Origin of the sequence: Stenotrophomonas sp. SRS1 (assembly GCF_026130205.1) — a bacterium.
GTDB lineage: Bacteria > Pseudomonadota > Gammaproteobacteria > Xanthomonadales > Xanthomonadaceae > Stenotrophomonas > Stenotrophomonas rhizophila_B.
The window spans coordinates 495155-517998 of record NZ_JAINFD010000001.1; the positions used below are offsets into that span (position 1 = coordinate 495155).

Annotated in this window: 21 protein-coding genes; 16 read left to right on the forward strand and 5 right to left on the reverse strand. The window is 65.5% G+C overall.

Going from position 1 to position 22844, the window contains the following annotated elements:
• Positions 1-113: 113 nt before the first annotated feature.
• Both K4043_RS02115 and K4043_RS02120 read left to right on the forward strand, forming a co-directional pair.
• On the forward strand, positions 114-1700 hold the full coding sequence (locus tag K4043_RS02115; RefSeq protein ID WP_265308012.1) for an SDR family oxidoreductase: 1587 nt from the start codon (positions 114-116) through the stop codon (positions 1698-1700).
• Positions 1701-1775: 75 nt separating this feature from the next.
• Positions 1776-3563, forward strand: a complete 1788-nt coding sequence (locus tag K4043_RS02120) for a sensor domain-containing phosphodiesterase (RefSeq protein WP_265308013.1) — start codon at positions 1776-1778, stop codon at positions 3561-3563.
• Here K4043_RS02120 and K4043_RS02125 read toward each other — a convergent pair.
• Together K4043_RS02125 and K4043_RS02130 are read right to left on the reverse strand one after the other, a co-directional pair.
• Positions 3553-4227, reverse strand: coding sequence for a ChrR family anti-sigma-E factor (locus tag K4043_RS02125; protein ID WP_123729331.1), 675 nt, complete (start codon positions 4225-4227; stop codon positions 3553-3555). The two genes, K4043_RS02120 and K4043_RS02125, sit on opposite strands and share 11 nt — an antisense overlap.
• On the reverse strand, positions 4224-4850 hold the full coding sequence (locus tag K4043_RS02130; RefSeq protein WP_123729332.1) for a sigma-70 family RNA polymerase sigma factor: 627 nt from the start codon (positions 4848-4850) through the stop codon (positions 4224-4226). Before K4043_RS02130 ends, K4043_RS02125 begins: the two co-directional genes overlap by 4 nt.
• A 184-nt stretch (positions 4851-5034) precedes the next feature.
• Here K4043_RS02130 and K4043_RS02135 point away from each other — a divergent pair, with 184 nt between their 5' ends.
• The 11 genes from K4043_RS02135 (at position 5035) to K4043_RS02185 (ending at position 14014) form a co-directional block, all read left to right on the forward strand.
• Positions 5035-6258, forward strand: coding sequence for an OmpA family protein (locus K4043_RS02135; RefSeq protein WP_265308014.1), 1224 nt, complete (start codon positions 5035-5037; stop codon positions 6256-6258).
• Positions 6259-6301: 43 nt separating this feature from the next.
• Positions 6302-6691, forward strand: a complete 390-nt coding sequence (locus K4043_RS02140) for a DUF6180 family protein (protein WP_265308015.1) — start codon at positions 6302-6304, stop codon at positions 6689-6691.
• A 66-nt stretch (positions 6692-6757) separates the two neighbouring features.
• On the forward strand, positions 6758-7339 hold the full coding sequence (locus K4043_RS02145; protein WP_265308016.1) for a TetR/AcrR family transcriptional regulator: 582 nt from the start codon (positions 6758-6760) through the stop codon (positions 7337-7339).
• 53 nt (positions 7340-7392) lie between these two features.
• Complete coding sequence (locus K4043_RS02150) at positions 7393-8496, forward strand: alkene reductase (protein WP_265308017.1); 1104 nt, start codon at positions 7393-7395, stop codon at positions 8494-8496.
• Positions 8497-8545: 49 nt separating this feature from the next.
• Positions 8546-8929, forward strand: a complete 384-nt coding sequence (locus K4043_RS02155) for a nuclear transport factor 2 family protein (protein ID WP_265308018.1) — start codon at positions 8546-8548, stop codon at positions 8927-8929.
• Between the two features lie 130 nt (positions 8930-9059).
• Positions 9060-9338, forward strand: coding sequence for a hypothetical protein (locus tag K4043_RS02160; RefSeq protein WP_123729338.1), 279 nt, complete (start codon positions 9060-9062; stop codon positions 9336-9338).
• Between the two features lie 126 nt (positions 9339-9464).
• Entirely contained in the window at positions 9465-10604 is a 1140-nt protein-coding gene (locus K4043_RS02165; protein WP_265308019.1) for an SPFH domain-containing protein, read from the forward strand.
• A gap of 21 nt (positions 10605-10625) precedes the next feature.
• Positions 10626-11972, forward strand: a complete 1347-nt coding sequence (locus K4043_RS02170; protein WP_265308020.1) for a TFIIB-type zinc ribbon-containing protein — start codon at positions 10626-10628, stop codon at positions 11970-11972.
• Positions 11969-12235, forward strand: coding sequence for a hypothetical protein (locus K4043_RS02175; protein WP_265308021.1), 267 nt, complete (start codon positions 11969-11971; stop codon positions 12233-12235). The genes K4043_RS02170 and K4043_RS02175 overlap by 4 nt, the downstream gene beginning before the upstream one ends.
• Before the next feature lie 69 nt (positions 12236-12304).
• On the forward strand, positions 12305-13252 hold the full coding sequence (pip, locus tag K4043_RS02180; protein ID WP_123729342.1) for a prolyl aminopeptidase: 948 nt from the start codon (positions 12305-12307) through the stop codon (positions 13250-13252).
• A 9-nt stretch (positions 13253-13261) separates the two neighbouring features.
• Positions 13262-14014 carry a sulfite exporter TauE/SafE family protein gene (locus K4043_RS02185; RefSeq protein WP_123729343.1) on the forward strand — a complete coding sequence of 251 codons (753 nt, stop codon included), beginning with the start codon at positions 13262-13264 and terminating at the stop codon, positions 14012-14014.
• On the opposite strand, the gene K4043_RS02190 is transcribed toward K4043_RS02185, so the two are convergent.
• Positions 13953-15419: a serine hydrolase domain-containing protein gene (locus tag K4043_RS02190; protein ID WP_265308022.1), complete on the reverse strand. Its 1467-nt coding sequence runs from the start codon at positions 15417-15419 to the stop codon at positions 13953-13955. The genes K4043_RS02185 and K4043_RS02190 overlap by 62 nt on opposite strands.
• A gap of 198 nt (positions 15420-15617) precedes the next feature.
• Positions 15618-19013, reverse strand: coding sequence for an autotransporter outer membrane beta-barrel domain-containing protein (locus tag K4043_RS02195; protein WP_265308023.1), 3396 nt, complete (start codon positions 19011-19013; stop codon positions 15618-15620).
• A 229-nt stretch (positions 19014-19242) separates the two neighbouring features.
• On the opposite strand from K4043_RS02195, the gene K4043_RS02200 reads away from it, so the two are divergent.
• The 3 genes from K4043_RS02200 (at position 19243) to K4043_RS02210 (ending at position 21790) form a co-directional block, all read left to right on the forward strand.
• Complete coding sequence (locus tag K4043_RS02200; RefSeq protein WP_265308024.1) at positions 19243-20466, forward strand: MFS transporter; 1224 nt, start codon at positions 19243-19245, stop codon at positions 20464-20466.
• Positions 20463-21143, forward strand: a complete 681-nt coding sequence (locus tag K4043_RS02205) for a hypothetical protein (RefSeq protein WP_265308025.1) — start codon at positions 20463-20465, stop codon at positions 21141-21143. Before K4043_RS02200 ends, K4043_RS02205 begins: the two co-directional genes overlap by 4 nt.
• 122 nt (positions 21144-21265) lie before the next feature.
• Positions 21266-21790: a hypothetical protein gene (locus K4043_RS02210; RefSeq protein WP_265308026.1), complete on the forward strand. Its 525-nt coding sequence runs from the start codon at positions 21266-21268 to the stop codon at positions 21788-21790.
• A gap of 461 nt (positions 21791-22251) precedes the next feature.
• Here the strand turns inward: K4043_RS02210 and K4043_RS02215 are convergent, their stop codons facing one another.
• Positions 22252-22599, reverse strand: coding sequence for a hypothetical protein (locus K4043_RS02215; RefSeq protein ID WP_265308027.1), 348 nt, complete (start codon positions 22597-22599; stop codon positions 22252-22254).
• Between the last annotated feature and the right edge of the window lie 245 nt (positions 22600-22844).

Sequence of the window (22844 nt, forward strand, 5' to 3'; positions counted from 1 at the left end):
GGATCAGTGACAATGGCGGCCCACCGTATGCCGCGGGCTGCTGGCGGATGCCCCCATCAGGGGCCGTCGAGCAGCGCCCCATGCCTGTCTTCCTGCTGCTTTCCGGATCCGAATTGAATACCACCGCCCTGCCCCTTGCCGACGACGACCTGCCCCTGACCGACCGCCTGCGCACCGCGCTGGACCTGCTGGAGGCCATCGAAGCCGACCGCAGCGTGCTCGATACGCTGCCCGAGGCTGATCGCGTCCGCCTGCACCAGGTGGTGGCCAAGGTGTATCACCCCGAGCCCAAGGCCCGCCGGGCCAAGCTGAAGCAGCAGGCCAAGGCGCGGCATCAGGAAAAGGTGGCCAAGTCCGAGGCGCTGCTGGCCCAGACCGGTATCCGCGCCCTGCGTCGCAAGCCGGTGTTCAGCACCCCGAACTACTTCCCGCCGCATGCGCCCGGCCTGCATGACGCCTCCAATGGCGAGAATGCGACGGCCACGCCGGAACCGGTGCATTCCCCGGAACTGCGCCACTGCTACGTGTGCAAGCAGAAGTTCACCCAGCTGCACCACTTCTATGACCAGATGTGCCCGGCCTGCGCCGAGCTGAACTTCGTCAAGCGCACCGAGACGGCGGACCTCACCGGTCGCGTCGCGCTGCTGACCGGCGGCCGGGTCAAGATCGGCTACCAGGCGGGCCTGAAGCTGCTGCGGGCCGGTGCCGAGCTGATCGTGACCACGCGCTTCCCGCGGGATTCGGCCGCGCGTTACGCCGAAGAGCCGGACTTCGGCGTGTGGGGCCATCGCCTGCAGGTGTACGGCCTGGACCTGCGCCATACCCCGAGCGTGGAGGCCTTCTGCAACGAGCTGCTGGCCACCCGTTCGCGCCTGGATTTCATCATCAACAACGCCTGCCAGACCGTGCGCCGCCCGCCGCAGTTCTATGCGCACATGATGGCCGGCGAAACCGCCGCGCTGCATGAGGTACCCGAGACGCTGCGCAAGCTGATCGGCGATTACGAGGGCCTGCGCAGTGCCGAACTGCTCGGCACCACCGCCTCGGCCGCGCTGCCGGTGGTCCAGGGGCGTGATTTCAACGCCGCCAATGGCCTGACCCGTGCCGCCGAGCTGTCGCAGGTGCCGCTGCTGGAGGACGAGCTGGTCGCCCAGCAGCATCTGTTCCCGGATGGTCGGCTGGATCAGGACCTGCAGCAGGTGGATCTGCGCGGCCGCAACTCCTGGCGCATGCTGATGGCCGAAGTGCCGTCGGTGGAGCTGCTGGAAACCCAGCTGGTCAACGCCATCGCGCCATTCATCATCAATGCGCGCCTGAAGCCGCTGATGCTGCGCACGCCTGAGCGTGACAAGCACATCGTGAACGTCTCGGCGATGGAGGGGCAGTTCTACCGCAACTTCAAGACCACACGCCACCCGCACACCAACATGGCCAAGGCCGCGCTGAACATGATGACGCGCACCTCGGCGGCCGATTACCAGAACGACGGCATCCACATGAACAGTGTCGACACCGGCTGGGTGACCGACGAGGATCCGGCGGACATCGCGGCCAAGAAAGTGAAGGAAGAGCGCTTCCATCCGCCGCTGGATATCGTCGACGGCGCCGCGCGCATCGTTGATCCGATCATCCACGGGTTCAACACCGGCGAACACGTCTGGGGTCAGTTCCTGAAGGACTACGCGCCGACCGACTGGTAACTGCATCCGGAACCACGTTCGGTGCGTATAGAGTGGACAGACGGCCGCTCGCGCCCCGCCCCCAGTCGATACGAAATGAGCCCCACACCCTCCCCCCTGGATGAACGACGCGCGGTGCTTTGCGCCATGCAGGTCGACGGCGTGGCGTCGCTGCCCGCGCTGGACCGGATCACCGCGCTTGCCGGCTACACGTTCAACGCGCCGGTGGCCTTCGTCTCGGTCCTGGGGGATGTGAAGCAGCGGTTCATTTCCCTGATCGGGCTACCCATGGCGCAGACCGACATGCGCTCGTCGATCTGCGCCCACGCCGTCACCTCCGGCGGCGTTCTGGTCGTCCCGGACCTCGAGCAGGATCCGCGTTTCCGCGACAACCCGCTGGTGACGCACAGTCCCCACCTGCGTTTCTATGCGGGCGCGCCGCTGGTGGCTAAAAATGGTGTGGCCATCGGTGCGCTGTGCGTCATGGACACCCGCCCGCGCACCTTTGACGAGCGGGATCAGGAGCAGTTGGCCACTCTGGCCGAGCTGGTGATCGCGCAACTGGAACTACGCAACCTTTCCGGTAACCTCGACCCGACCAGTGGCCTGCCAAGCCGGCACCAGTTCCATGCGGATCTGCCCGGCATCCTCGCGCGATGCGCCGAAGGAACGGCGTATGCCATTGCGGTGGACATCCTCGACATTCCGCGGGCCAACCAGGTGGGCCAGGTGCTGGGCCTGCGCCCGCTGGAAGCCCTGATCCGGCGTGCCGGCGTCCGGCTGCGCACCGCGCTGGAGGACGTCGCGACCGTGTACCACGTCGGGGTGACCCGGTTCGCCTTCGTGGTCGAGATGCCGACCGCAGGCCACGTCGAGAGCCTGGTGCTGGAGCTGAGAACGCGCATGTTGCGTCCGCTGATGGCCGCCGCGGTCCCGATGTCCCCCCGTTTCCATGCCGGCATCTGTGCGGTCGATCCGGATGAAGAAGACAGCCACGACCTGCTGCGGCGGCTGCTGGTGAGCATGCATGGCGCGTTCGACGCGCGGCAGCCATTCTGCTGGTATTCCGCACAGCGCGACGAAAAGATGCACCGCGCCTACCGCCTGGCCTCGGATGCCGAACGCGGCCTGCAGAACGGCGACTTCCATCTGGACTACCAGCCGCGCTTCACCCTTGACGGTCGGCGCCCGGTCTCGGCCGAAGCGTTGATCCGATGGAACCACCCCACCCTGGGGCCGATAAGCCCGGGCGAGTTCATTCCGGTCTTCGAGCGGACCGCACTGATCGATGAGGTGACCAACTGGGTGCTGGACACGGCGCTGGATCAGGTCCGGGCGTGGCGCGCCCAAGGGCAGGACATTCCGGTCTCGATCAACCTGTCCAGCAGTTATCTGTCCAATGCCTCGGCCTGGCATGACATCCGCAGCAAGCTTGAGCACAGGGCGCTGCCGTTCTCGATGATCGAACTGGAGATCACCGAAGGCGAATGGCTGCGTCCGGGGTCGCCGGCCATCGGCCACATTGCGGCGATGGCACAGGCCGGCATCACGGTGGCGATTGATGACTTCGGCAGTGGCTACAGCAATTTCAGCTACCTGTCCGACCTTCCCATCCACACCGTCAAGCTGGACAAGTCACTGATCGATGGCATCGCCAGCAGCTCGCGTGCCCGCGCCAAGGTCTCTGCCATCCATCATCTTGCGCACGAGCTGGGCTATCTGACCGTGGCCGAAGGGGTTGAGCAGGAGGCGCAGATGGACGTGCTGGCAGACATGGGGATCGACCAAGTCCAGGGCTACCTGCTTGCCCGACCCATGGCGCCGGCGGCGGTGATGCAGGTGTTCGAACAGGCCGCGATCACACCGCGCCCCGTCAAAGTTTGAACACCTGCTGCAGCTTGCGCGCGAACCACCCGCTGAAGACCAGCGGCGCATCCAGCGCTGACACACAGATGCACGCCACACCGGGGGTGGTCACGGGCTGATGCTCGACGTCGCTGTCCAGATCGGCCACATCGCCGGGGGCGAAATGCCCCAGTGAATCGTCATAGGCGCCGCGGAGAATCTGGGTCAGCTCGCTGTTGCCATGGCTGTGCATGGGCAGGCATTTGCCGGGGGCGATCTTGAGCATGATCAACGACGGGTGCGCCGGTGCACGGATGCAGTGGACACCCGGCGCCATCCAGCGCCATTTCAGCGAGCGGTAGGACGTCCCGAAATGTGGTGCCAGCGCGGCCGGCAGTTGATCCGGATCGTGACCAGCGGCGCTGCGGGCCACCGTGTCGTCATGCACGCCACCCGCAGGCGCGGCAGTATCCAGGCGCTCCAGCATGGTCTGCCGCAGTGCGGCCTGGCGATCCTCTGCCGAAGGCGGCGACAATTGCTGCTCCAGCAGCAGCCCGCCCACCCGTTCGGCCGAGCGCAGGTGCTGCCGGCAGTGGGCGCAGGCTTCCAGATGCGCGGCGGCGACCACGGACATTTCCGCGGCCAAGGTCCCGGTGGCAAAGCCCAGGACGGTGGTCGGATCCAGATGGTGACGAGGGTTCACTGCCGCTCTCCCATCAAGGACTGCAGCTGAAGAAACGCACGTCGGATATGGGATTTCACGGTGCCCAGTGGCATATGCAGCTCGTTGGCGATCTCGGCGTGGGTTTTAGCTTCGAAGTAGGACATCCGGATCAATCGGGCCTGCGTTGCGGAGAGTTCGTCCAGCCGCTGCTTGAGCCTGACGTGCTCTGTATGCCGTTCGGCCAGAGAGCCACCGCCGTCCTCTTCCTCCGCCGCCTGCTCGACCACCTCATGGGCATGCACCCAGATATGTTCGCGACGTACCCGGTCGATATGCAGATTGCGCGCCACCCGGTAGAGCCACGTGCCCAGGCTGCTGCGCGCCGGATCATAGAGCTCGGCCCGGTTCCACAGTTTCAGCAGCACTTCCTGGGCCAGATCCTCGGCCACGCCATCGGGCGCCCCCAGCCCACTCAGGTAGCGGCACAGGCGCGGCATGAAGTGATCGTAGATGCGCATGAAGCACTCTCGATCGCGCGACGTGGCGACGCCGGCCATGTCGGCCGCCCAGGTTTTCAGCTCCGGGCCGGGTTGAGCGGGAACGGCAATCATCCGGGCTGCCTCGAAGGGCGTCATCCTGGCGGTGGACGGGTCGGTGTCCATCGTAGGCGAGTTCCGGCAGATCGGGGACATGGGCTTCATGGACGTGTGTACGGACGGCCGCGCGGTTTGGATGCAACCCCTGCGCGCCGTGCGGGCGCCACGGGTGGGCGCTGCGGCTTCACGCGATCCCAAGGCCGGCTGGACAAGACTCGCTGCCAGTCATCATCGCGGACCTCCCGGATTCATGAGCCCATCGAACGCTGAACTGCCCTTCCCGATCATTCCCCTCCTGCTGCTCTGCATGGCAGGCTGCTCCAAGGCCCCGCAGGCGCCCGATGGGGCTGCCGCCGTCCCGCCCGACGGCCCTTCCAGCGCAGTCACGGCATCATCCGCGGTCGCTGACGAAGACGCGCCCAGCGACGTGCCCGCCTTTCCCGTGGTCCCGAACATCGTCGTCCCGGACATCATCGGGGTGACGCCGGCCCAGCGAGCGCTGGAAACCTCGATGCAGTCGATCCTGGACCCGGTCGCCGGCATAACGGTCTCCCCTGCCCGCTGTGGCAGCGGTGGCGCGCTCATCAATGACGGGGGCATCACCCGCGTGGACGAGTCGGGGCAGCTGATGCGCAACGGTGATGAGGGCATCTTCATCATCAATGCCGACGGCAGCGGCACCGCCAATTTCGAAGGTGGTCTGGTCCGCGTCAATGCCGATGGCAGCGGCACCATCAACGGCACGGCGGGCGGCAGCGGCGATGGCTCGGGCGCCATCATCCGTGTGCAGGCCGATGGTTCGGGCACCTACAACGGCCCTGCCGGCCTGATCAGCCTGGATGGCAAAGGCGCAGGGACCTGGAACGGCGACAGCGGCCTGATCACCAACAATGGCGACGGCAGCGGCACCTGGAATGGCCCGCAGGGCCTGCTGCGCATCAATGCGGACGGTTCGGGCACGTGGAATGGCGAGGCGGGCCTGATCACCAATCATGGCGACGGCACCGGCACCATCGGCCCGCCCGCACGGGCAGTAAAGATGCCGCCGATGCCGCGACTGCAGCCTGCCGGTCGGTTCCCGCCGCTGAAGAAATTCGCACCGCCGGGCGCGCCGTGCGGCTACCTGATCACGCTCAACGACCGCGTGCTGTTCGATTTCGACAAGGACGACATCCGGCCCGATGCCAGCCACCTGCTGGATACGCTCGCCACTGCCTTGACCGGGGTGGGTGCGAAACGGATGGACGTCCGCGGTCACACCGATGCCAAGGGCGATGACGCGTACAACCAGGCGCTGTCCGAGCGCCGTGCGTCGTCGGTGGTGAACGCGCTCAGGCAGCGCGGCGCGGCCCAGGACGCCACGGCCACGGGGTTCGGTGAATCCGAGCCGGTCGCCCCCAACCAGTTGGACGGCAAGGACAACCCCGCCGGACGTCAGATGAATCGCCGGGTGGAGATATTCGTACGCACGTAAAGCACTTCGCCCCTTCATCAACCCGGCTGCACAGGAGATACGCATGAGAAAAACAGCAGTCGCTGCACTTGCCATCATGGCCTCGGTGGCAGGGATCTCGCCGGCGGGCGCCCAGGACTTCAGTCTGGGCTACGACGTCGACCGCTTCCCGGCCAAGGCGCTCAGCCTGCAGGCCTGCCGCAGCGCCCTGTCGCGTGGTGCGACCGCCGTGGGCTACACCACCCGGGTGGATCAGGACCAGAAGACCCTGGTGGTGCATGTCTCCGCCCCGCCGGGTGACGGCCGCTCACTGGTCGCGTATTGCGTGACCGCAGGCGATCAGACCGTGTTTCTGATCCAGGCTTTCGATTACACCCGCCCGAACAGCCCAGAGGTGGACCGGATCAAGGCACGGGTCGCCGCCGAGGTCAGGAAGGCGGCTGGGCGGGGCTGAATGCTTGCCCGCCCGGGTCACTCACGATACTAGACGACCGGTCAGATGCAGCGTATCGTCAGGGCCATGAAGAAGCCCGCCCACGAAACCCGTCAGCACATTCTCGACGTCACCCGGGCGCTGATGACCCGCAAGGGGTATACGGCCGTAGGCCTGGCCGAGGTCGTCGCGGCTGCCGGAGTGCCGAAGGGCTCGTTCTACTATTACTTCAAATCCAAGGAAGAGTTCGGCCTGGCCCTGCTGGACGAATACTTCTCCGCATACCTGGCCACGGTCGATCGGTTGTTGGCCGCAGAGGGCGCCGGCGCGGAGCGCCTGATGGCGTACTTCCAGTATTGGAAAGAGACGCAGGGCTCGGATTTCCCCGACGACAAGTGTCTGGTGGTCAAACTCGGCCCGGAGATGTGCGATCTGTCCGAGGACATGCGCACGGTACTCAGAAAGGGCACCGACGCGATCATCCAGCGCATCACCCGTTGCGCCGCACGCGGTCAGACCGATGGTTCCATCTCCCCGGCCGTCCCGGCCCCGGAGCTGGCCGAATCGCTGTATCAACTCTGGCTGGGCGCCTCGCTGCTGGCCAAGCTCAACGACTCCACGGCCCCGTTCGACACCGCACTGGCCGCGTCACGCACCCTGCTGTCGTGACCTGGTTTTACCCGGTTACTAGACGACCGGTCACATATAAAAGGCTCATTCTGATGAAGGACACCACGTTTCGTACCGACCTCTTCGCACCCACCCACATGGGTGCACTCCAGCTGGCCAACCGTATCGTGATGGCGCCGATCACCCGCAGCCGCTACGGCGAAGACGGTGTTCCCAATGCGCTCCACGCCACGTATTACGCCCAGCGCGCCAGTGCCGGGTTGATCGTCGCCGAGGCGACCAACATCTCGCCCCAAGGGCGCGGGTATGCCGCCACACCCGGCCTCTGGAGCGATGCGCAGGTAGCCGGCTGGAAACAGGTCACCGATGCAGTGCATGCCGCCGGCGGAAAGATCGTCAGCCAGCTCTGGCACGTCGGGCGGTTCTCGAGCGTGGCCTTGCAACCTGGCGGCCAGGCCCCGGTCGCGCCGTCGGCGATCAAGGCCGAAGGCGACACCTACACCGCCGATGGCTTCGTGCCGGTTTCGATGCCGCGCGCCTTGGAGACCGATGAGATCCCCGGGATCGTTGCCCAGTTCGAGCTGGCTGCCCGCAATGCACAGCGCGCCGGCTTCGATGGTGTGGAAGTCCATGCGGCCAACAGCTATCTGCTGGACCAGTTCCTGCGTGATTCCACCAACCATCGCACCGATGGCTACGGTGGCTCGATCAAGAACCGCGCCAGGCTGACGCTGGAGGTGACCGAGGCGGTCGTGAACCTCTGGGGCAGTGACCGCGTCGGTATCCGCCTGTCACCCGTCACCCCGGACGCGGGCAACACGCCGCCGGACAGCAACGTCATGGCGACCTACGGCTACCTCATCACGCAGTTGAACCGCTTCAACCTGGCCTATCTGCATTTTGTCGAGGGCGCGACCGCAACCACGCGCAGCGTTCCCGAGGGGGTTGACCTGGACGCCTTGAGTGCCACGTTCAACGGCGCCTTCATCGGCAACAACAACTACGACCTGGAGATGGCCATCTCGCGGCGTGCCGAGGGCCGCATCGATGCGGTCGCGTTCGGTCGGCTGTTCATCTCGAACCCGGACCTCGTCGAACGCCTTCGCCGCGGTACGCAGCTGACCATCGCACCGCGTGAGTCCTATTACGGCGGCGGCGCCAAGGGCTACACCGACTGGCCCACTGCAACCGAATGATGCTTCGCCCCCTCCCCCACGCCTCATCCCAACCCCCAGAGGATTCACCATGAGCAACCCGACCTACGTGCAGGACTACAACGCCATCGTCGACGTACTGAATCAGTACAACGAGGGCGGCAAGCAGGCCAAGAGCAGCATCATGAAACCTGCCTTCAGCGAGCAGGCCACGATCTTCGGCGTTGATGCAGACAATGCACTCGTCGGCGGCCCCATCCAGGGTCTGTTCGACACGATCGACACGGCATTTCGTCCCTCGCCGGAGGCACGCGCGGCGATCGCGCGCATCGACATCGTCGGCACGGCGGCAAGTGCCAGGGTCGATACCGACGACATCTCCGGCTTCCACTTCACGGATTTCTTCAATCTGCTGAAAGTGGAGGGTCGCTGGACGGTCGTCAGCAAGATCTACCACACACACACCAGCGCCTGAATCGGGCAGAGACACCGTGCAGGCCGTCGCGATGGCCTGCACATCCACCACGCGACATGGTCTTAACCCACGCTCTTTATGCTGACCATCCCCGACCGGTCATGGGTCGCGATCATAGAAAGGAGTGCTGATGAAGACGCTGTGTGCCGCGCTGTTCGCAAGCTGCCTGCTCGCCGCCAGTCCGGTGGCGTTTGCCGACGTGGCCAACCTCACCAACAGCGCCGACGGCGCCAATCGCGATGCAGGTATCGCGGCGGTGAAGAAGAAACTGCAGGATGCGTGCACCGACCGCAAAGGCACGCCGGATATGGGCTCGTTCGAAGTGGTCTTCGAGAAGACCAGCGAGAACCCGGATGTGCCCAAGCCGTACTACGTTGACGGCAAGCTGAAGTGCGACCTGCCCGGCTGATCGGCCCCGGGCGGCCGCACATGCTGCCCTGGCCCGCGCTGGGTCACTACCGGCGCACTGGCTGCTGATATAGTGCGGTGAGCACGATGGGCACGGTGCCCGTCCACGAATCGCAGGGAGTGGGTCATGGGTCTTCGTCAGGCAGTGGCAGGGGCAGTCGGTGGTGTTCTGGCCGACCAGTGGAAGGATTTCTACACTGTGCCGACGGGCCTGCCCTCGACGGCAGCGCTGTTCGCGGCGGTGCCGCGTGGCACCAATGGCTGGCGCGGCTCCAACACCAGCGCCTCCTCCAACATCATCACCAACGGGTCGAAGATCGTCGTGCCCGAAGGGTATGGCCTGCTGCTGTTCCAGGACGGCGCGATCACCGGCTTTGTCGCCGAACCGGGTGGCTATGAATGGCGCTCGGATGATCTGAACTCGCAGTCGATCTTCGCCGGCGACGGTTTCGTCAGCCCGCTGATCAAGCAGAGCTGGGAACGCTTCAAGTTCGGTGGCCAGCCGGGGTCGCAGCAGGCGGCGTTCTTCGTCTCCCTGAAGGAACTGCCGGACAACCGCTTCGGCACGCAGTCCGAAATCTACTGGGACGATGGTTTCCTCGGCACGCAGGTCGGCGCGGTCACACGCGGCTCGTACACGCTGAAGATCGTCGATCCGATCCTGTTCGTGAAGAATTTTGTGCCGGCCAGCTACCTGCAGCCCGGCCAGGTGTTCGATTTCACCGATCTGGACAACGCCGCCGCCAGCCAGCTGTTCAATGAAGTGGTGGGCTCGCTCGCGCCAGCCTTCAGCCTGTATACGAACGATCCGGGCAAGGGCAACCGCATCACCAAGCTGCAGCAGGATTCGCTCGGCTTTGCACAGAGCCTGTCCGCTGCCGTCGAGCAGGGTTACCAGTGGAAGTCCGACCGTGGCCTGGCCATCGTCAAGACCGCCATTGTCTCGATCGAGTACGACGCCAACACCCGCGAGCTGCTCAAGACCGTGCAGCGCGCCGATGCGCTGGCCGGCTCGCGTGGCAATTCCAACCTGCAGGCCAGTGTTGCCCAAGGCATCCAGTCGGCGGGCGAGAACGGCGGCGCGGCCGGCCTGGTCGGCGTGGGCATGGCCTCGGGCATGCTCGGGGTCGGCGGCATGCAGCAGCCGGTCGCCCCGGCGGCGGATGATCCGGTCGCCAAGCTGAAGAAGGCCAAAGAGATGCTGGACCTCGGCCTGATCACCCAGGACGACTACGACAAGCTCAAGGCCAAGGCGCTGGGGCTGTAAGACACCGAGCGCACCGACACCATGTCCGACCCCAAGATGCCCCCGCCGATCCCGGCGGTCCCGCCGCCGTTGCCGCCCTCTCCTGCGGCGCCGGTCACCGGCCCGGGCTCGCCCCGGGATGTGCCACCACTGCCGGGCAGTTTCCCGGTCGATCCAGCCACCCTGCCCCAGCCCATCCGTGATGAGGTGCAGGCGCCGGACCCGGTGGCCCTGGACACCTCGGCGGCAGAACTCAGGGATGGCCTCAACCGCTGCCCGAAATGCGGCTCCAGCGATATCCGGCTCAAGCTCGGCAGCGATCTGCTGATCTGCCAGTTCTGCCGTCACGAATGGCACGGCGACCGCGTTGAGGAGGCCTTCGGGTTTGGCGAAGGGATCGATCAGCTGCGCGGTACGGTCATTGCGTCCGGTGCACGCGACATCGACGCCGATACCGCCAGCCTGATGAGCTTCAAGTGCACCGGTTGCGGCGCCGAAGTCACCATCAACACCGAAAGTACGATGACCGCACGCTGCCACTGGTGCCGCCATGTGTTCGGGGTCAACGAGCAGATCTCCAACGGCGCGGCGCCCGACGCGGTACTGCCGTTCCATATCAGCAAGGACGATGCGGTCGCGCGGATCCGCCAGTTCGTGGACAAGCGCCGCCTGTTCGCGCTCAAGGCGTTCAAGGACCAGTTCACACCGGAGAACGTCACCGGCGTCTATCTGCCCTACATGATCGTGGACAGCAATATCAGCGCCAGCGTGTCCGGCAAGGGCGAGATCCAGACGCGGCAGTACACCCGCGGCACCGAGAAGAACAAGAAAACGTACTACGACGCCGATATCTACCAGGTGGATCGCCAGGTGGATTTCACCGTGGACGATCTCACCATGGAATCCTCGGCCGAGCGTGGCAACCTCGATACGCAGACCAACACCAACAACATCATCAACGCGATCCTGCCGTTCGACACCAAGAACGCCCTGAAGTGGAACGCCTCCTATCTGGCCGGCTTCACCTCGGAAAAGCGCAACGTGGACGTCGAGACGCTGCGCCCGCGCCTGGAGGATCAGCTGCTGTCGATCGCCCGCGCGCAGGTGGAAGGCTCGGTACGCCGCTACGACCGTGGTGTGCGCTGGGAGCGCGAGCGGGTGGATGTGCACGGCACCCGCTGGGTCTCCATGTACCTGCCGGTGTGGCTGTACTCGTATCACCAGCCGGGCCGCAACGGCGGCATGCTGCACTACATCGCGGTGAATGGCCGCACCGGTGAAACCATGGGCAGCGTGCCGGTGCAGCAGTGGAAGCTGCTGCTGGCCGCGCTCACCACCGGCACGATCATTGAAGCCCTCGTTCTCTTCTTCCTGGTAGCTGCCGCATGAGCGATGACAGTGGACTCTGGTTGCTCGCCGCCGGCCCCGCCGGTGCAACGGCGTTGTACTGGGCGTTGTACCGGTACTACCGCAATACCGATAAATCACATGCCTTCGAGCACGAAACGACCATCGATGCCAAACCGGTGACCGGCGCGGATTGCAAGGTCGATACCATCACGGGTACGCAGGAACGGCGCATCCGTGGCGACAACGTGCGCGCGTACCGGACACGCGTTCAGCGCGACAGGGACAGTCCGCCGCCATTGTGACGCGTCACGGAGGCGGCTCGACGAACCCGGGCGGTATCATGTGGGGTCAGTTTTCCGTAGGACGCCCCCATGCGCACGCTCTATCCGGCGATCACACCCTTCCGCACCCATCAGGTGGCGGTCGATGACCTGCACACCTTGTTCGTCGAGGAGTGCGGCACGCCTGACGGCATCCCGGTGGTGTTCCTGCATGGCGGGCCGGGTGCCGGCGTATCACCCACCCACCGGCGCTTCTTTGACCCGTCACGTTATCGCATCGTCCTGATCGACCAGCGCGGCAGCGGCCGCTCCACCCCGTTCGGCGAGCTGCGTGACAACACGACGCAGCACCTGGTCACCGACGTGGACACCATCCGCAAACTGCTCGGCATCGAGCGCTGGCTGGTGTTTGGCGGTTCCTGGGGTTCGACCCTGGCATTGGCGTACGCGCAGGCACATCCAGAACGTGCCACCGGCATCATCGTGCGCGGCGTCTATCTCGGTCGCGCCGAGGAGAACCGCTGGTTCGCCGAGGCCGACGGCGGTGCGCGCTGGGTGTTCCCGGAGCGCTGGGCGGCCTACGAGGCGCATATCCCTGAAGACGAACGCGGCGACATGATCGCCGCATACTGGCGTCGTCTGGACAGCCCGGACGAAGCGACCCGCATCGCCGCCGCGCAGGCCTGGCTGGGGTGGGAGGATCACGCGGCCACGCTGGAACACGACGTCGACGCGGTGTCCGGTGACGATCCGCTGCACACCCTGGCCAAGGCGCGCATCGAAGCGCACTACTTCCGCAACCATGCCTTCCTCGATCATGCGCAGCTGCTGCGCGATATCGACCGCATCCGGCATCTGCCGGGCGTGATCGTGCAGGGCCGCTACGACATCATCTGCCCGGCGCGCAGCGCGTGGGACCTGGCCTGTGCCTGGCCCGAGGCCTCGCTGCAGATGGTGGTGTCCGGTCACAGCGCAACCGAGCCGGCGACCGCCGATGCTTTGGTGCGCGCGACGGATGCCTTCGCGGACGCGCAGTAAGGAATCATCATGGATTCGATCTACCTGGTGGTGGCGTTGGGCGCCATCGTGGCGGGCTTTGTGCAGGGCCTGTCGGGCTTCGCGTTCGGGCTGGTGGCGCTCTCCTTCTGGGCGTGGGTGCTGGATCCCAAGCTGGCGGCCACCCTCTCCGTGTTCGGTGCCCTGACCGGCCAGCTGCTGGCGGCCTTCACCGTGCGCCGCGGCTTCAATCTGAAGATCCTGCTGCCTTTTGTGCTGGGCGGGTTGGCCGGGATTCCGCTGGGCGTCTACCTGCTGCCCCTGCTCGACATGAACTGGCTCAAGGCGATCCTGGGCACCTTGCTGGTGCTGTGGTGCCCGGCGATGCTGCTGTCACGTCAGCTGCCGCGTGTCACGGCGGGTGGGCGCGCGGCCGATGGTGTGGTGGGATTTGCCGGCGGCATCATGGGCGGTCTTGGAGGATTCACCGGCACCCTGCCGACGCTGTGGTGCACGCTGCGCGGTTACGAGCGTGACGTGCAGCGCTCCGTGGTCCAGAACTTCAACCTGTCCATGCTGCTGGTGACCATGGGCACCTATGTCGGCACCGGCATCGTCACCCGCGAGATGCTGCCGATGTTCGCCATCGTCGCGCCAGCCATGTTGATCCCGACCCTGCTCGGCACCCGCCTCTACATCGGCATCAGCGACCTGCGGTTCCGGCAGATCGTGCTCAGCCTGCTCACCGTGTCCGGGATAGCGCTGCTGGCCTCGTCATTGCCGGCGCTGCTGGGCTGGCGCTGAGGCCGCGCTGCGACAGCGGCAGACGGTTGCCGACGAAGTTGACCACGTTCTCCATCGCATCGGGATCGACATTGCTCAGCCCGATCACTACGTAGCCGTTGCTCGGCAGCGCGACGAGCGCGGCATTCGCACCGGGCGCCCCACCCTCGTGGCCATACTGGCGCTGCTCTCCCTCACCGCTCACCATGAAGCCGTAGCCGTACCAGCCCTTGGTATTCTGCGGTGAGGTGGCCGCGTCCAATGCCGCGGCCGGGATCAGCCGGCCACTGCGCAACGCCTCGGCGAACCGCAGCAGATCCTGGGCGGTGCTGTAACCGCCGCCCGCCGACGTACCGCGCAACGGCAGGCTCTTGGTCTCGCGCACCCAATGGCCCTCGCTCAGCATGTAGGGCACCGCGCGGCCTGGCACCAGGGTCGCCTCGGGCGCCGCTCCCGTGGAAGTCATGCCCGCCGGCGCAAAGATGTGCTGTTCGACGTAGGCGTCGTACGACTGTCCCGACGCCGCCTCGATGATCGAGCCAAGCAGAATGTAGCCGTAGTTGGAATACTGGTCCTGGGTGCCGGGTTTGAAGGCCGGTGCCGCGGCGCCATAGATGGGCCAATAGTCGGCCAGCGTCTTGAGCGATGCCTTCCGCGCCTCGAACGCCTCGTCGAAGATCTCTCCCAGGCCACTGGTGTGGTTGAGCAGCTGCCGGATCGTGACACCGGTGGCGACGGCCAGGTTGGGGTAATGCTTCAGATGCTGGGCAATCCTATCGTCCAGTGTCAGCTTGCCAGCCTCGGCCAACTGCAGGATCGCCACCGCGGTGAACATCTTGTTCAACGAGGCGAGCCGGAACGTCGTGGTGCTATCGACCGCAATACCCTGCTCCCGGTCAGCCCGCCCGCCATGCCACGCCATCAGCACCTTGCCGTCCTGCGCCAGCAGAAAGCTGCCGGAGAGCTTGTCCTGTGCCGCCAGCGTGTCCAGACGCGCACGGCTCTGCGCGATGAGCGCGGGCAACTCAAGCCGCGCGGGCTTGAACGCGTCGGGTATCGCCACGCCTTCCAGTTGCAACGTCTTGAGCCGCGGCCTGTTGGCAGGATCGATGGCCACGGTGATCAGCACCCCGCGGTCGCTCGATGTGCCGCGCACGATGCTCGCGACGGTATCGGGTGTGTCCACGGTGGTGGTCAGCACCTCGAACGGGCCGAAGGTCTCGCGGATGTCCAGGTATCGCTGCGCGGTGTGGTCGATCCCGGCGGCCGACAGCACGGTCTGCAGTGCGTTTGTATCGCCGGCGTTATAGGCGGTAAGCCAACGATTGAAGATCTGTTTGGCCGACACCGGAGCCGCCGGTGTAGCGGCCCAGGCGGTGGCGCTGAAGAACAGCAGCGCAAAGGTGAGCATTCTGATCAACAACATCCTGTTCTCCCGTCCACTGAGCTGCCGCCCGTCAGTGGGGTGGATTATGCATGCGGGCGCCTCATCCGCGCTGCATGTGCATCCATCGGGCAAGCAACGGTTCCAACCCCACCGCGACGAGCATCCACCCGCCCAGCACGGCAGCCAGCCCCATCCAGACGCTGCTCATGATCCCTGTCCTTGGCGTACTGCCGTTGCTTACCAACTCGCTTTCAGCCCCAGCTGTGCGCTCGCACTGCGGTAGCCGCCATCACCACGCTGCAGGCCAAGATCGCCCCACGCCGACCAGCGCTTCCCAAGCTGCAGCATCGCGCCGCCACGCACTTCGTAGCGGTTCTTCGACACCGCGCCCACGATCAGAGCATCGTCCATCCAGATGCGGTTGCCGCCGCCGTCGTGCAGCCAATGCGCAGCAATGAACGGCTGCACGCGGCGATCCTCGCTGCGCACATCACCACTCAGGCGTATCCCCACCCGCGAGGAAAGCCCACCGGCGGCAGCGGTGACCACCTGGGTGCCGTTAAGCTCGGTAAGACGGTCGGCGCGGTAGTCGGTATGGATGACCTGCAGTTGCGGCTGCACCATCAGGTGGGCCCCGCTGCGCGTGCGCAGGGCCCACGTGTAGCCCGTCTCAAGCGAGGCGGCCTGCGTCTGGGCATCCTGGCGCTCCTTCGCCAGACCCATCCCCTGCACGGTGTTGCGGTAGCGTCCGTGCTGGACCCAGCCATCGGCGTAGGCCCCCGTTCCTTCGTCCGGACGCTGCAGCCATGTTGCGTAGATCCCCAGCGCGGCGCCCTTTACCGTGCCCGTCGCGGTGTAGCCACTCAGCTGCGACTGCACATCGGCCGAGGACTGCCCGGCGGCCAGCAGTACACCGGCGCGGCCTCGGCTGGCGCCGCCCCAGTGCAACACATCCATGCCTCCCATCAGCACCGACGCACGCCCCGTCAGCGCCAGCTGACCGGCGACGTCCTGCCGCGTGTGGCTGCTGTTGACCCGCAGCCAACCGTCACCGCGTGCTCCGGCCATGGCGTCAGCGCCGTCGCGGTCCTGCAGCCGGTGCTGGAACAGGAACACAGCGCCCGCCTGGTTGGCCAGGTAGGCACCCGCTTCAGGTCGCACGATCTGCGGCGGTTGCGGGCGATTGCAGTTGGCATCGCCTTCCGCGGCTTCGCAGGGATCCGGCGGCACGATGCCACAGCCGGGGCCGCTGGGGTCCGCCTCACACGGTTCTGGCACCGGTCCAACGCAGCCGGGGCCGGCCGGGTCCAGGTCACACGGCTCCGGCGGCGGTGGCGGTGGCGGTGGCTCGGCGCAGCCTGGGCCACCGGGGTCAAGATCGCAGGGGTCCGGCGGAGTCGGCGACAGCGCAGAGCGCAGGTACCAACCCCCATCGCCGGGCGTGGTGGCACCGCCCTTGTGCAGGAAGTAGTCATAGCTGCCCGCCACGGCGCGTCCGTTCAATGTGTAGACCGCATCGGACTGGCCATCGACCTGGATCAACTGGATGCCGTTGGTCGTCTGCGCGCCCAGACCGTGCACATTGTTCACCTGGATGCCGGCGCTGCCACGGGTATCGCCACGCACGTGCAGGAAGTCGATCCGGGAGGTGTCATCACCCAGTGCTCCATTGAAGATCAGCAGCGCGTTGCTTGTCTCGACGTTGCCGGACACGGTGAGTCGGTTGAATGTCGTGCTGGCCCCTGCCGACAAGGCCAGGGTGCTGTCCTGCAGGCTCAGCTGGCCTACGCTGGCGTCACCGGTCAGGGTCCAGCGGCTGTCGTCGGACAGTGCCACCTGGTTGACTACCGAACTGGCGCCCACCCAGTGCGAGCGGCCGTTGAGGCGCACGCGGATGTCGGCCACGACGGGTACGCCAGCGGCGATGTCCTCCGGGGTGATCACGATATCGCCCTGTGCATGGACATCCTGATCCAGGCTGAGCTCGAACGGGCTGGCAAACGCAGCATCCACCGCCATCAGCGTGCCATTGCCGCCGATCAGTCGGGCGCCGTTGCGTACCGCTACCTCGCGTGCGGTACGCACCCACAACGCGGCATGCCGTTCACTGATCAGCGAGCCGCCATCGATGACCAGCCGGCCGTTGGCATTGACCACGCCTGCATAGGCATCCAGACCCTGTGTGCGCACGTGGGTATTGTGAAGTGTCAACTCTCCCGGGCCACCGCTGAGCACGCCGTACCCCTTGATGCCGGTGGTCAAGATGCTGCTGTCGCGCAATTGCACGGCACCACCAAGGCGTGCAATCGCGCCGATGCTGCCTGCGCCGGTGGTGGTGACGTCCACACGATCGGCCTCAAAGATCGGCCGCCGCCCGCCAGTGTCCTGGGAGGCATAAAGACCGTGTGCCGAGGCGCCACCGGTGCGCATCGTCAGACCATCCAGCGTCGCAAGGCCTTCGCGGCTGTCGATGCCCACGCCGGCATTGCTGCCGGTGGTGATGCTGCCACCCTGCATGGTCAACGTGGATTCACTGGGCAACCAGATGCCCGTACCGATGAAGCCGTCCGTGGTGATATCCACGTCGCTCAGCCGTACATCGCTGCCATCGCCGTTGACGTTGATGCCGTAGGTGCCCGCGGTGATCGTCGTCCCGATGATGTCGACCTGGTTGTTGGCCCACAGGAATACGCCCGTGCTGCGCTCGTGGTCCGAGCGCAGTTTGCTGTTCTCGATGCGCAACGTGCCACCGCTGAGCACAACAGCGCGGGACTGGCTCCCGGAGACATGGATGTCGGAATCGATCAGCGTGACGGCACCGCCGCCGGCAACTCCCGCGGCGTCATCGCCTTGGGTGTGGATGCGGCTGTTGATCAGCGACAGGACGGAACCAACGTGGACCCGGGCCGCCGCGCTGCCATAGCCCACGGTGCTGACGTCCAGATTGTCGCCCTCGATGCGCCCACCATTCAGCGTATACAGAGCATCGGATCCGAAGGAGCCGGTCTGGATCTGCGCATCCCGCAGTGTCACCGTGCCGTTGTCCGCCATCACCGCGTGAGATTGGCTGCCGCTGGTCTGGATGCGCCCCCCCACCATGTCCACCTGCGCGTTGCCAGTGGCCAGCAGCCCGTGCGATCCGTCACCGGTGGTCTCCAGCGTCGCATTGCGCATGACCAGGGTGCCCGCATTGATCTGGGCCGCGGTGCTGCGCAGGCCGCGGGTGGTTACCGTCGTGCCCTGCCCGGCGGCGTCTGCCTGCAGCTCAATGCGGCCGCCCGTGGCGACAGAAAGCCCAACCGCACTGGCCCCCGAGGTGGTGATGTCACCCGCAGCGAAGACGAGCGTGCCTGCACTTTCGGCGCGGGCCGCGGCCGTGTTGGCACCGATGGCGTTGAGCGATACGGGCCCGCCGGAGCCGATGCTGCCCCCGTTGAGGGCGTGGAAGACATGTCCGGCGACGCCGTCATCGGTCGACGCATAGCTGCCGGCGATGACGTCGAGCTGGTGACCATCGGCGACCACCGGCCCCAGACTCTGCGCCAGGACGGGCGCGCTGCACGTACAGGCCACCGCGATGGCGAGCGAAAGGGGGCGCAGACGGTTCAGGGGGCGGGGGGCGCGAGAGGTCATGCAGGAATAGCCGGTCTCTATGTAGCCGGCGACTTTAGGTGCGCTGCCTTGCTGCGGATATGCAATTAGTTGTAAATCCACAGCCGCATCGATGTCCTGAACGCGACGACGGATGCCCAATTCGCGAGAGACGGGACCCGGACTCGGGCCTACGCTACGCGTCCTGCCTCCCCTCGCAGCTGCAGCGTAGCCAGCGCGCCTTGGCTCCCCCGTTCCTGATCGTGCCCTCATGCCCCCTGAAACCGCTGCCCCGCCCGTAATTCCCGCCGAACCCCTCAGCCCCGCCCCGAACCAGGGCTTCGCGGTGCGCATCGTCGGCGCGGCGGCCTTCGCCCACCTGCTCAACGACATGATCCAGGCGGTGCTGCCGGCGGTCTATCCGATGTTCAAGAGCCAGTTCTCGCTCACCTTCGGGCAGATCGGCATCATCGGCCTGGTGTACCAGGTCACCGCCTCGCTGCTGCAGCCCTGGGTGGGCATGTACACCGACAAACGGCCGCTGCCCTATCTGCTGCCGTCCGGCATGATCGCGACCTTCGTCGGCATCGCCCTGATGGCCACGGCGACCCGTTACGAAATGCTGCTTGTCGCCGCAGCCGTGGTCGGCATCGGTTCGGCCACCTTCCATCCGGAGGCCTCGCGCGTGGCGCGGATGGCCTCGGGCGGTCGCTTCGGTACGGCGCAGTCCACCTTCCAGGTGGGTGGCAACACCGGCTCGGCGATCGGCCCGCTGCTGGCGGCGGCCATCGTGATTCCGCACGGGCAGCGGGCGATCGCCTGGTTCATGCTCGCCGCCGCGCTGGCCATCACCGTGCTGTTCCGCCTCACGGGTTGGACCATCCAGCACGGCCAGGCCAAGATGAAGGGCCTGGCCAAAAGCCACGGCATCGGCTTGAGTCGCGGCAAGGTCATCCAGGCGATCGCGGTCATCGCGGTGCTGATGTTCGCCAAGTTCGTCTACATCGCCTCGTTCACCAACTACTTCACCTTCTACCTGATCGAGCGCTTCGGTCTGAGCGTGCAGCAGAGCCAGATTTACCTCTTCATCTTCCTGGCCTCGGTCGCGCTCGGCACCTTCATCGGGGGTCCGGTCGGGGACCGGATCGGGCGCAAAGCGGTGATCTGGATTTCCTTCCTGGGCGTGGCCCCGTTCGCGATCGCCCTGCCCTATGCCAACCTGATGGGCACGGCCGTGCTGGCGGTGGTGATCGGGCTGGTGATGTCCTCGGCGTTCGCTGCGCTCGTGGTGTATGCGCAGGAAGCGGTGCCCGGGCGCGTGGGCATGGTTTCGGGGCTGATGTTCGGCCTGATGTTCGGCATCGGCGGTATCGGTGCGGCCGGTTTAGGCAATCTGGCCGACGTGCACGGTCTGGTGTGGGTCTACCACTTCACCTCGTACCTGCCACTGCTTGGACTGGCGACCGCGTTCCTGCCGAAGACCAGACTGCCGTGACCCCTGTCGAACTGCACTACACCCTCACCCCGGCGATGACCCGGCTGCGCGTGGCCGAGGCCTTGGCGCACGAGGCCCGAAAGGACGCGGCGTTGCTGGATGCGGTGGCGCGCGGCCAGCCGGGTGCACTCAAGCTTGTGCTGTTGCTGCCGTTTCCTGTGGCCAGCGCGTATCTGCTGCTGCAACGCGATGCGACATCCACCACGATGGTCACCGCGGTCGTGCTTGCACTGCTCACGCTGCCGCTGTGGCGTCTTGCCGATCGCCTCCTCGCGCCCCTCCACCGGCGCATCGAGATGCGTGCAGGCAGGCGCGCCGGCCGTCTGGGTGCGCTCAGCCTGCGATTGGCCGAGATCACCCTGCGCACACGACTGGCGTCGCAGGAAGGCAACTACGTGCTCCGCTTCGATGACCACGGCTTCCGCCTGGGCCGCGACCCTCAGAACCCGGTGACGTTGGCCTGGACCGAGCTCGTGCACGCGGCCGAAACCGAGCACTTCCATCGCATCGCCTGCGCCGCGCTGCATCGCCGCGGCAAGGCCTGCTGGATTCCGAAGCGGTCCGAGGCGATGGAGCCCGCCCCCTTCCAGCAAGGTCTCCAGCTGTTCCTGGAGAGGATTCCTGCGGCCGCCTTCAGTGAAAAAACTGACTCGGCAGCTGCCCGAAGCGCTTCTTGAACATCGCGGCGAACGCGCTCGGACCGGCATAGCCCAGCGGGTTGGCGATCGGCCCGCTGCTCGCGACGGCCTCACGGGCTGGATGCCACGGCATCGGGTTGAGTTGCGCTCAGGTGATCTAGGTGATCCAGGTGATCGCGGTGCTGATGTTCGCCAAGTTCGTTTACATCGCCTCGTTCACCAACTACTTCGCCTTTTACCTGATGGAGAGTTTCGGCCTGAGCGTGCAGCGGAGCCATATCTACCTCTTCGTCTTCCTGGCCTCGGTCGCGCTCGGCACCTTCATCGGGGGTCCGGTCAGGGGCCGCATCGGGCGCGAAGAGGTGATCTTGACTTCCTCCCTGGGGGTGGCCCCATTCGCGATCGCCCTGCCCTATGCCAGACTGATGGGCAAGGCGGTGCTGGCGGTGGTGATCGGGCTGGTGATGTCCTCGGCGTTCGCTGCGCTCGTGGTGTATGCGCAGGAAGTGGTGCCGGGGCGCGTGGGCATGGTCTCGGGCCTGATGTTCGGCATCGGTGGTATCGGCGCGTCGGGGCTGGGCAACCTGGCGGACGTGCATGGGATCGTGTGGGTCTACCACTTCACCTCGTACCTGCCGCTGCTCGGGCTGGCGACGGCGTTCCTGCCGAAGACGAACATGCACTGAGTGGATCGCTGCTCGCTTGTCAGGAAAGCGCAATATTGGCGAGCACTCGGCAATGCTGTCGGATCAGCCCGTCGTTCAAAAAAAAAAGCAGCAGGGACTAGTCCCTGCTACTCCAGACAAAACATACAGTGCTCTTGCCTGTGACCTAGAATGGCAGCTCTTCTTCCAAAGTGTCTTGGACGTCCACTGATGCGGCCACACGCTCATAGAGTGCAGCTTGACTGATCAGACGATCGACTGCGTGCCGCCGGCGTGCACGAGCCTGCCAGTTCCCACCAGTGACGGCGCACAAGTCATCGACGCGCCTCCATAGTTCTGCAGCCTTGCTACTCGCCCAGGCCGCCCTGCGCTGATCTGCACTTTTTTTTCATTCCTTTACTCCGGAGTCTGGAGTGCATTCATTCCCATCCCGCACCTTCAGGCTGCGGGAAGGAGCTCTTGTGGCTCGCTACTGGAACCGCTCAACCTTGCTCTGAACTATCTATCCCGGCCTGCTCCGGGATCACGCCGACCTGCTTGTCCTTGATCTGCTCGGACAACATGGTGCTGACGACCATGTATGCGACGGTGGCAAGCGCACCTAGCCATGCATCAATTGATACGTTCAACACTAGCCACAGCCCATGGAAAACCCAGAAAAGCGTCGGAGAGAGCACTCCAATTGCTTTGCGTAGCTTGATCCGGTTAATTACGACATTGTTCTGGAAGTATGGAAGTGGGAAGCGCCCTTTCTTCAGGCTCAGGTACGCCCTGATCGAAACCGGAATGATGAAGAGGATGAGTGCGAAGTTGTAGATCATGACGCCCATGGCGTTGCTCCTTTAATGGGAATGCTTCTTATGGTTGACAGCTCTTTTGTGGAACACCGACTTGTAAATTGGATGCGCCTGGAAAAATAGGGCGCAAGGCGACTCTTCTTTGCGAGAGTCCTACCCTCGGAGCTGGAGAAAGCGATCGAGTAAACGCCGCGCCCCTGTCCACCCATTTCTCGGATCTCGTTGCTGACCGGTGCTACAGATAATGTAGCATACGGGCTGCGTCGGGGGCGCCATCC

Excerpts from the sequence above, each read along its gene's own strand:
- K4043_RS02150 (WP_265308017.1), top strand. The coding sequence starts at position 7,393 with ATGAAGGACACCACGTTTCGTACCGACCTCTTCGCACCCACCCACATG.
- K4043_RS02200 (WP_265308024.1), top strand. The coding sequence starts at position 19,243 with ATGCCCCCTGAAACCGCTGCCCCGCCCGTAATTCCCGCCGAACCCCTC.
- K4043_RS02120 (WP_265308013.1), top strand. The coding sequence starts at position 1,776 with ATGAGCCCCACACCCTCCCCCCTGGATGAACGACGCGCGGTGCTTTGC.
- K4043_RS02165 (WP_265308019.1), top strand. The coding sequence starts at position 9,465 with ATGGGTCTTCGTCAGGCAGTGGCAGGGGCAGTCGGTGGTGTTCTGGCC.
- K4043_RS02190 (WP_265308022.1), bottom strand. The coding sequence starts at position 15,419 with ATGTTGTTGATCAGAATGCTCACCTTTGCGCTGCTGTTCTTCAGCGCC.
- K4043_RS02140 (WP_265308015.1), top strand. The coding sequence starts at position 6,302 with ATGAGAAAAACAGCAGTCGCTGCACTTGCCATCATGGCCTCGGTGGCA.
- K4043_RS02185 (WP_123729343.1), top strand. The coding sequence starts at position 13,262 with ATGGATTCGATCTACCTGGTGGTGGCGTTGGGCGCCATCGTGGCGGGC.
- K4043_RS02135 (WP_265308014.1), top strand. The coding sequence starts at position 5,035 with ATGAGCCCATCGAACGCTGAACTGCCCTTCCCGATCATTCCCCTCCTG.
- K4043_RS02160 (WP_123729338.1), top strand. The coding sequence starts at position 9,060 with ATGAAGACGCTGTGTGCCGCGCTGTTCGCAAGCTGCCTGCTCGCCGCC.
- K4043_RS02195 (WP_265308023.1), bottom strand. The coding sequence starts at position 19,013 with ATGACCTCTCGCGCCCCCCGCCCCCTGAACCGTCTGCGCCCCCTTTCG.
- K4043_RS02170 (WP_265308020.1), top strand. The coding sequence starts at position 10,626 with ATGTCCGACCCCAAGATGCCCCCGCCGATCCCGGCGGTCCCGCCGCCG.
- K4043_RS02175 (WP_265308021.1), top strand. The coding sequence starts at position 11,969 with ATGAGCGATGACAGTGGACTCTGGTTGCTCGCCGCCGGCCCCGCCGGT.
- K4043_RS02155 (WP_265308018.1), top strand. The coding sequence starts at position 8,546 with ATGAGCAACCCGACCTACGTGCAGGACTACAACGCCATCGTCGACGTA.
- K4043_RS02130 (WP_123729332.1), bottom strand. The coding sequence starts at position 4,850 with ATGGACACCGACCCGTCCACCGCCAGGATGACGCCCTTCGAGGCAGCC.
- K4043_RS02215 (WP_265308027.1), bottom strand. The coding sequence starts at position 22,599 with ATGGGCGTCATGATCTACAACTTCGCACTCATCCTCTTCATCATTCCG.
- K4043_RS02145 (WP_265308016.1), top strand. The coding sequence starts at position 6,758 with ATGAAGAAGCCCGCCCACGAAACCCGTCAGCACATTCTCGACGTCACC.
- pip (WP_123729342.1), top strand. The coding sequence starts at position 12,305 with ATGCGCACGCTCTATCCGGCGATCACACCCTTCCGCACCCATCAGGTG.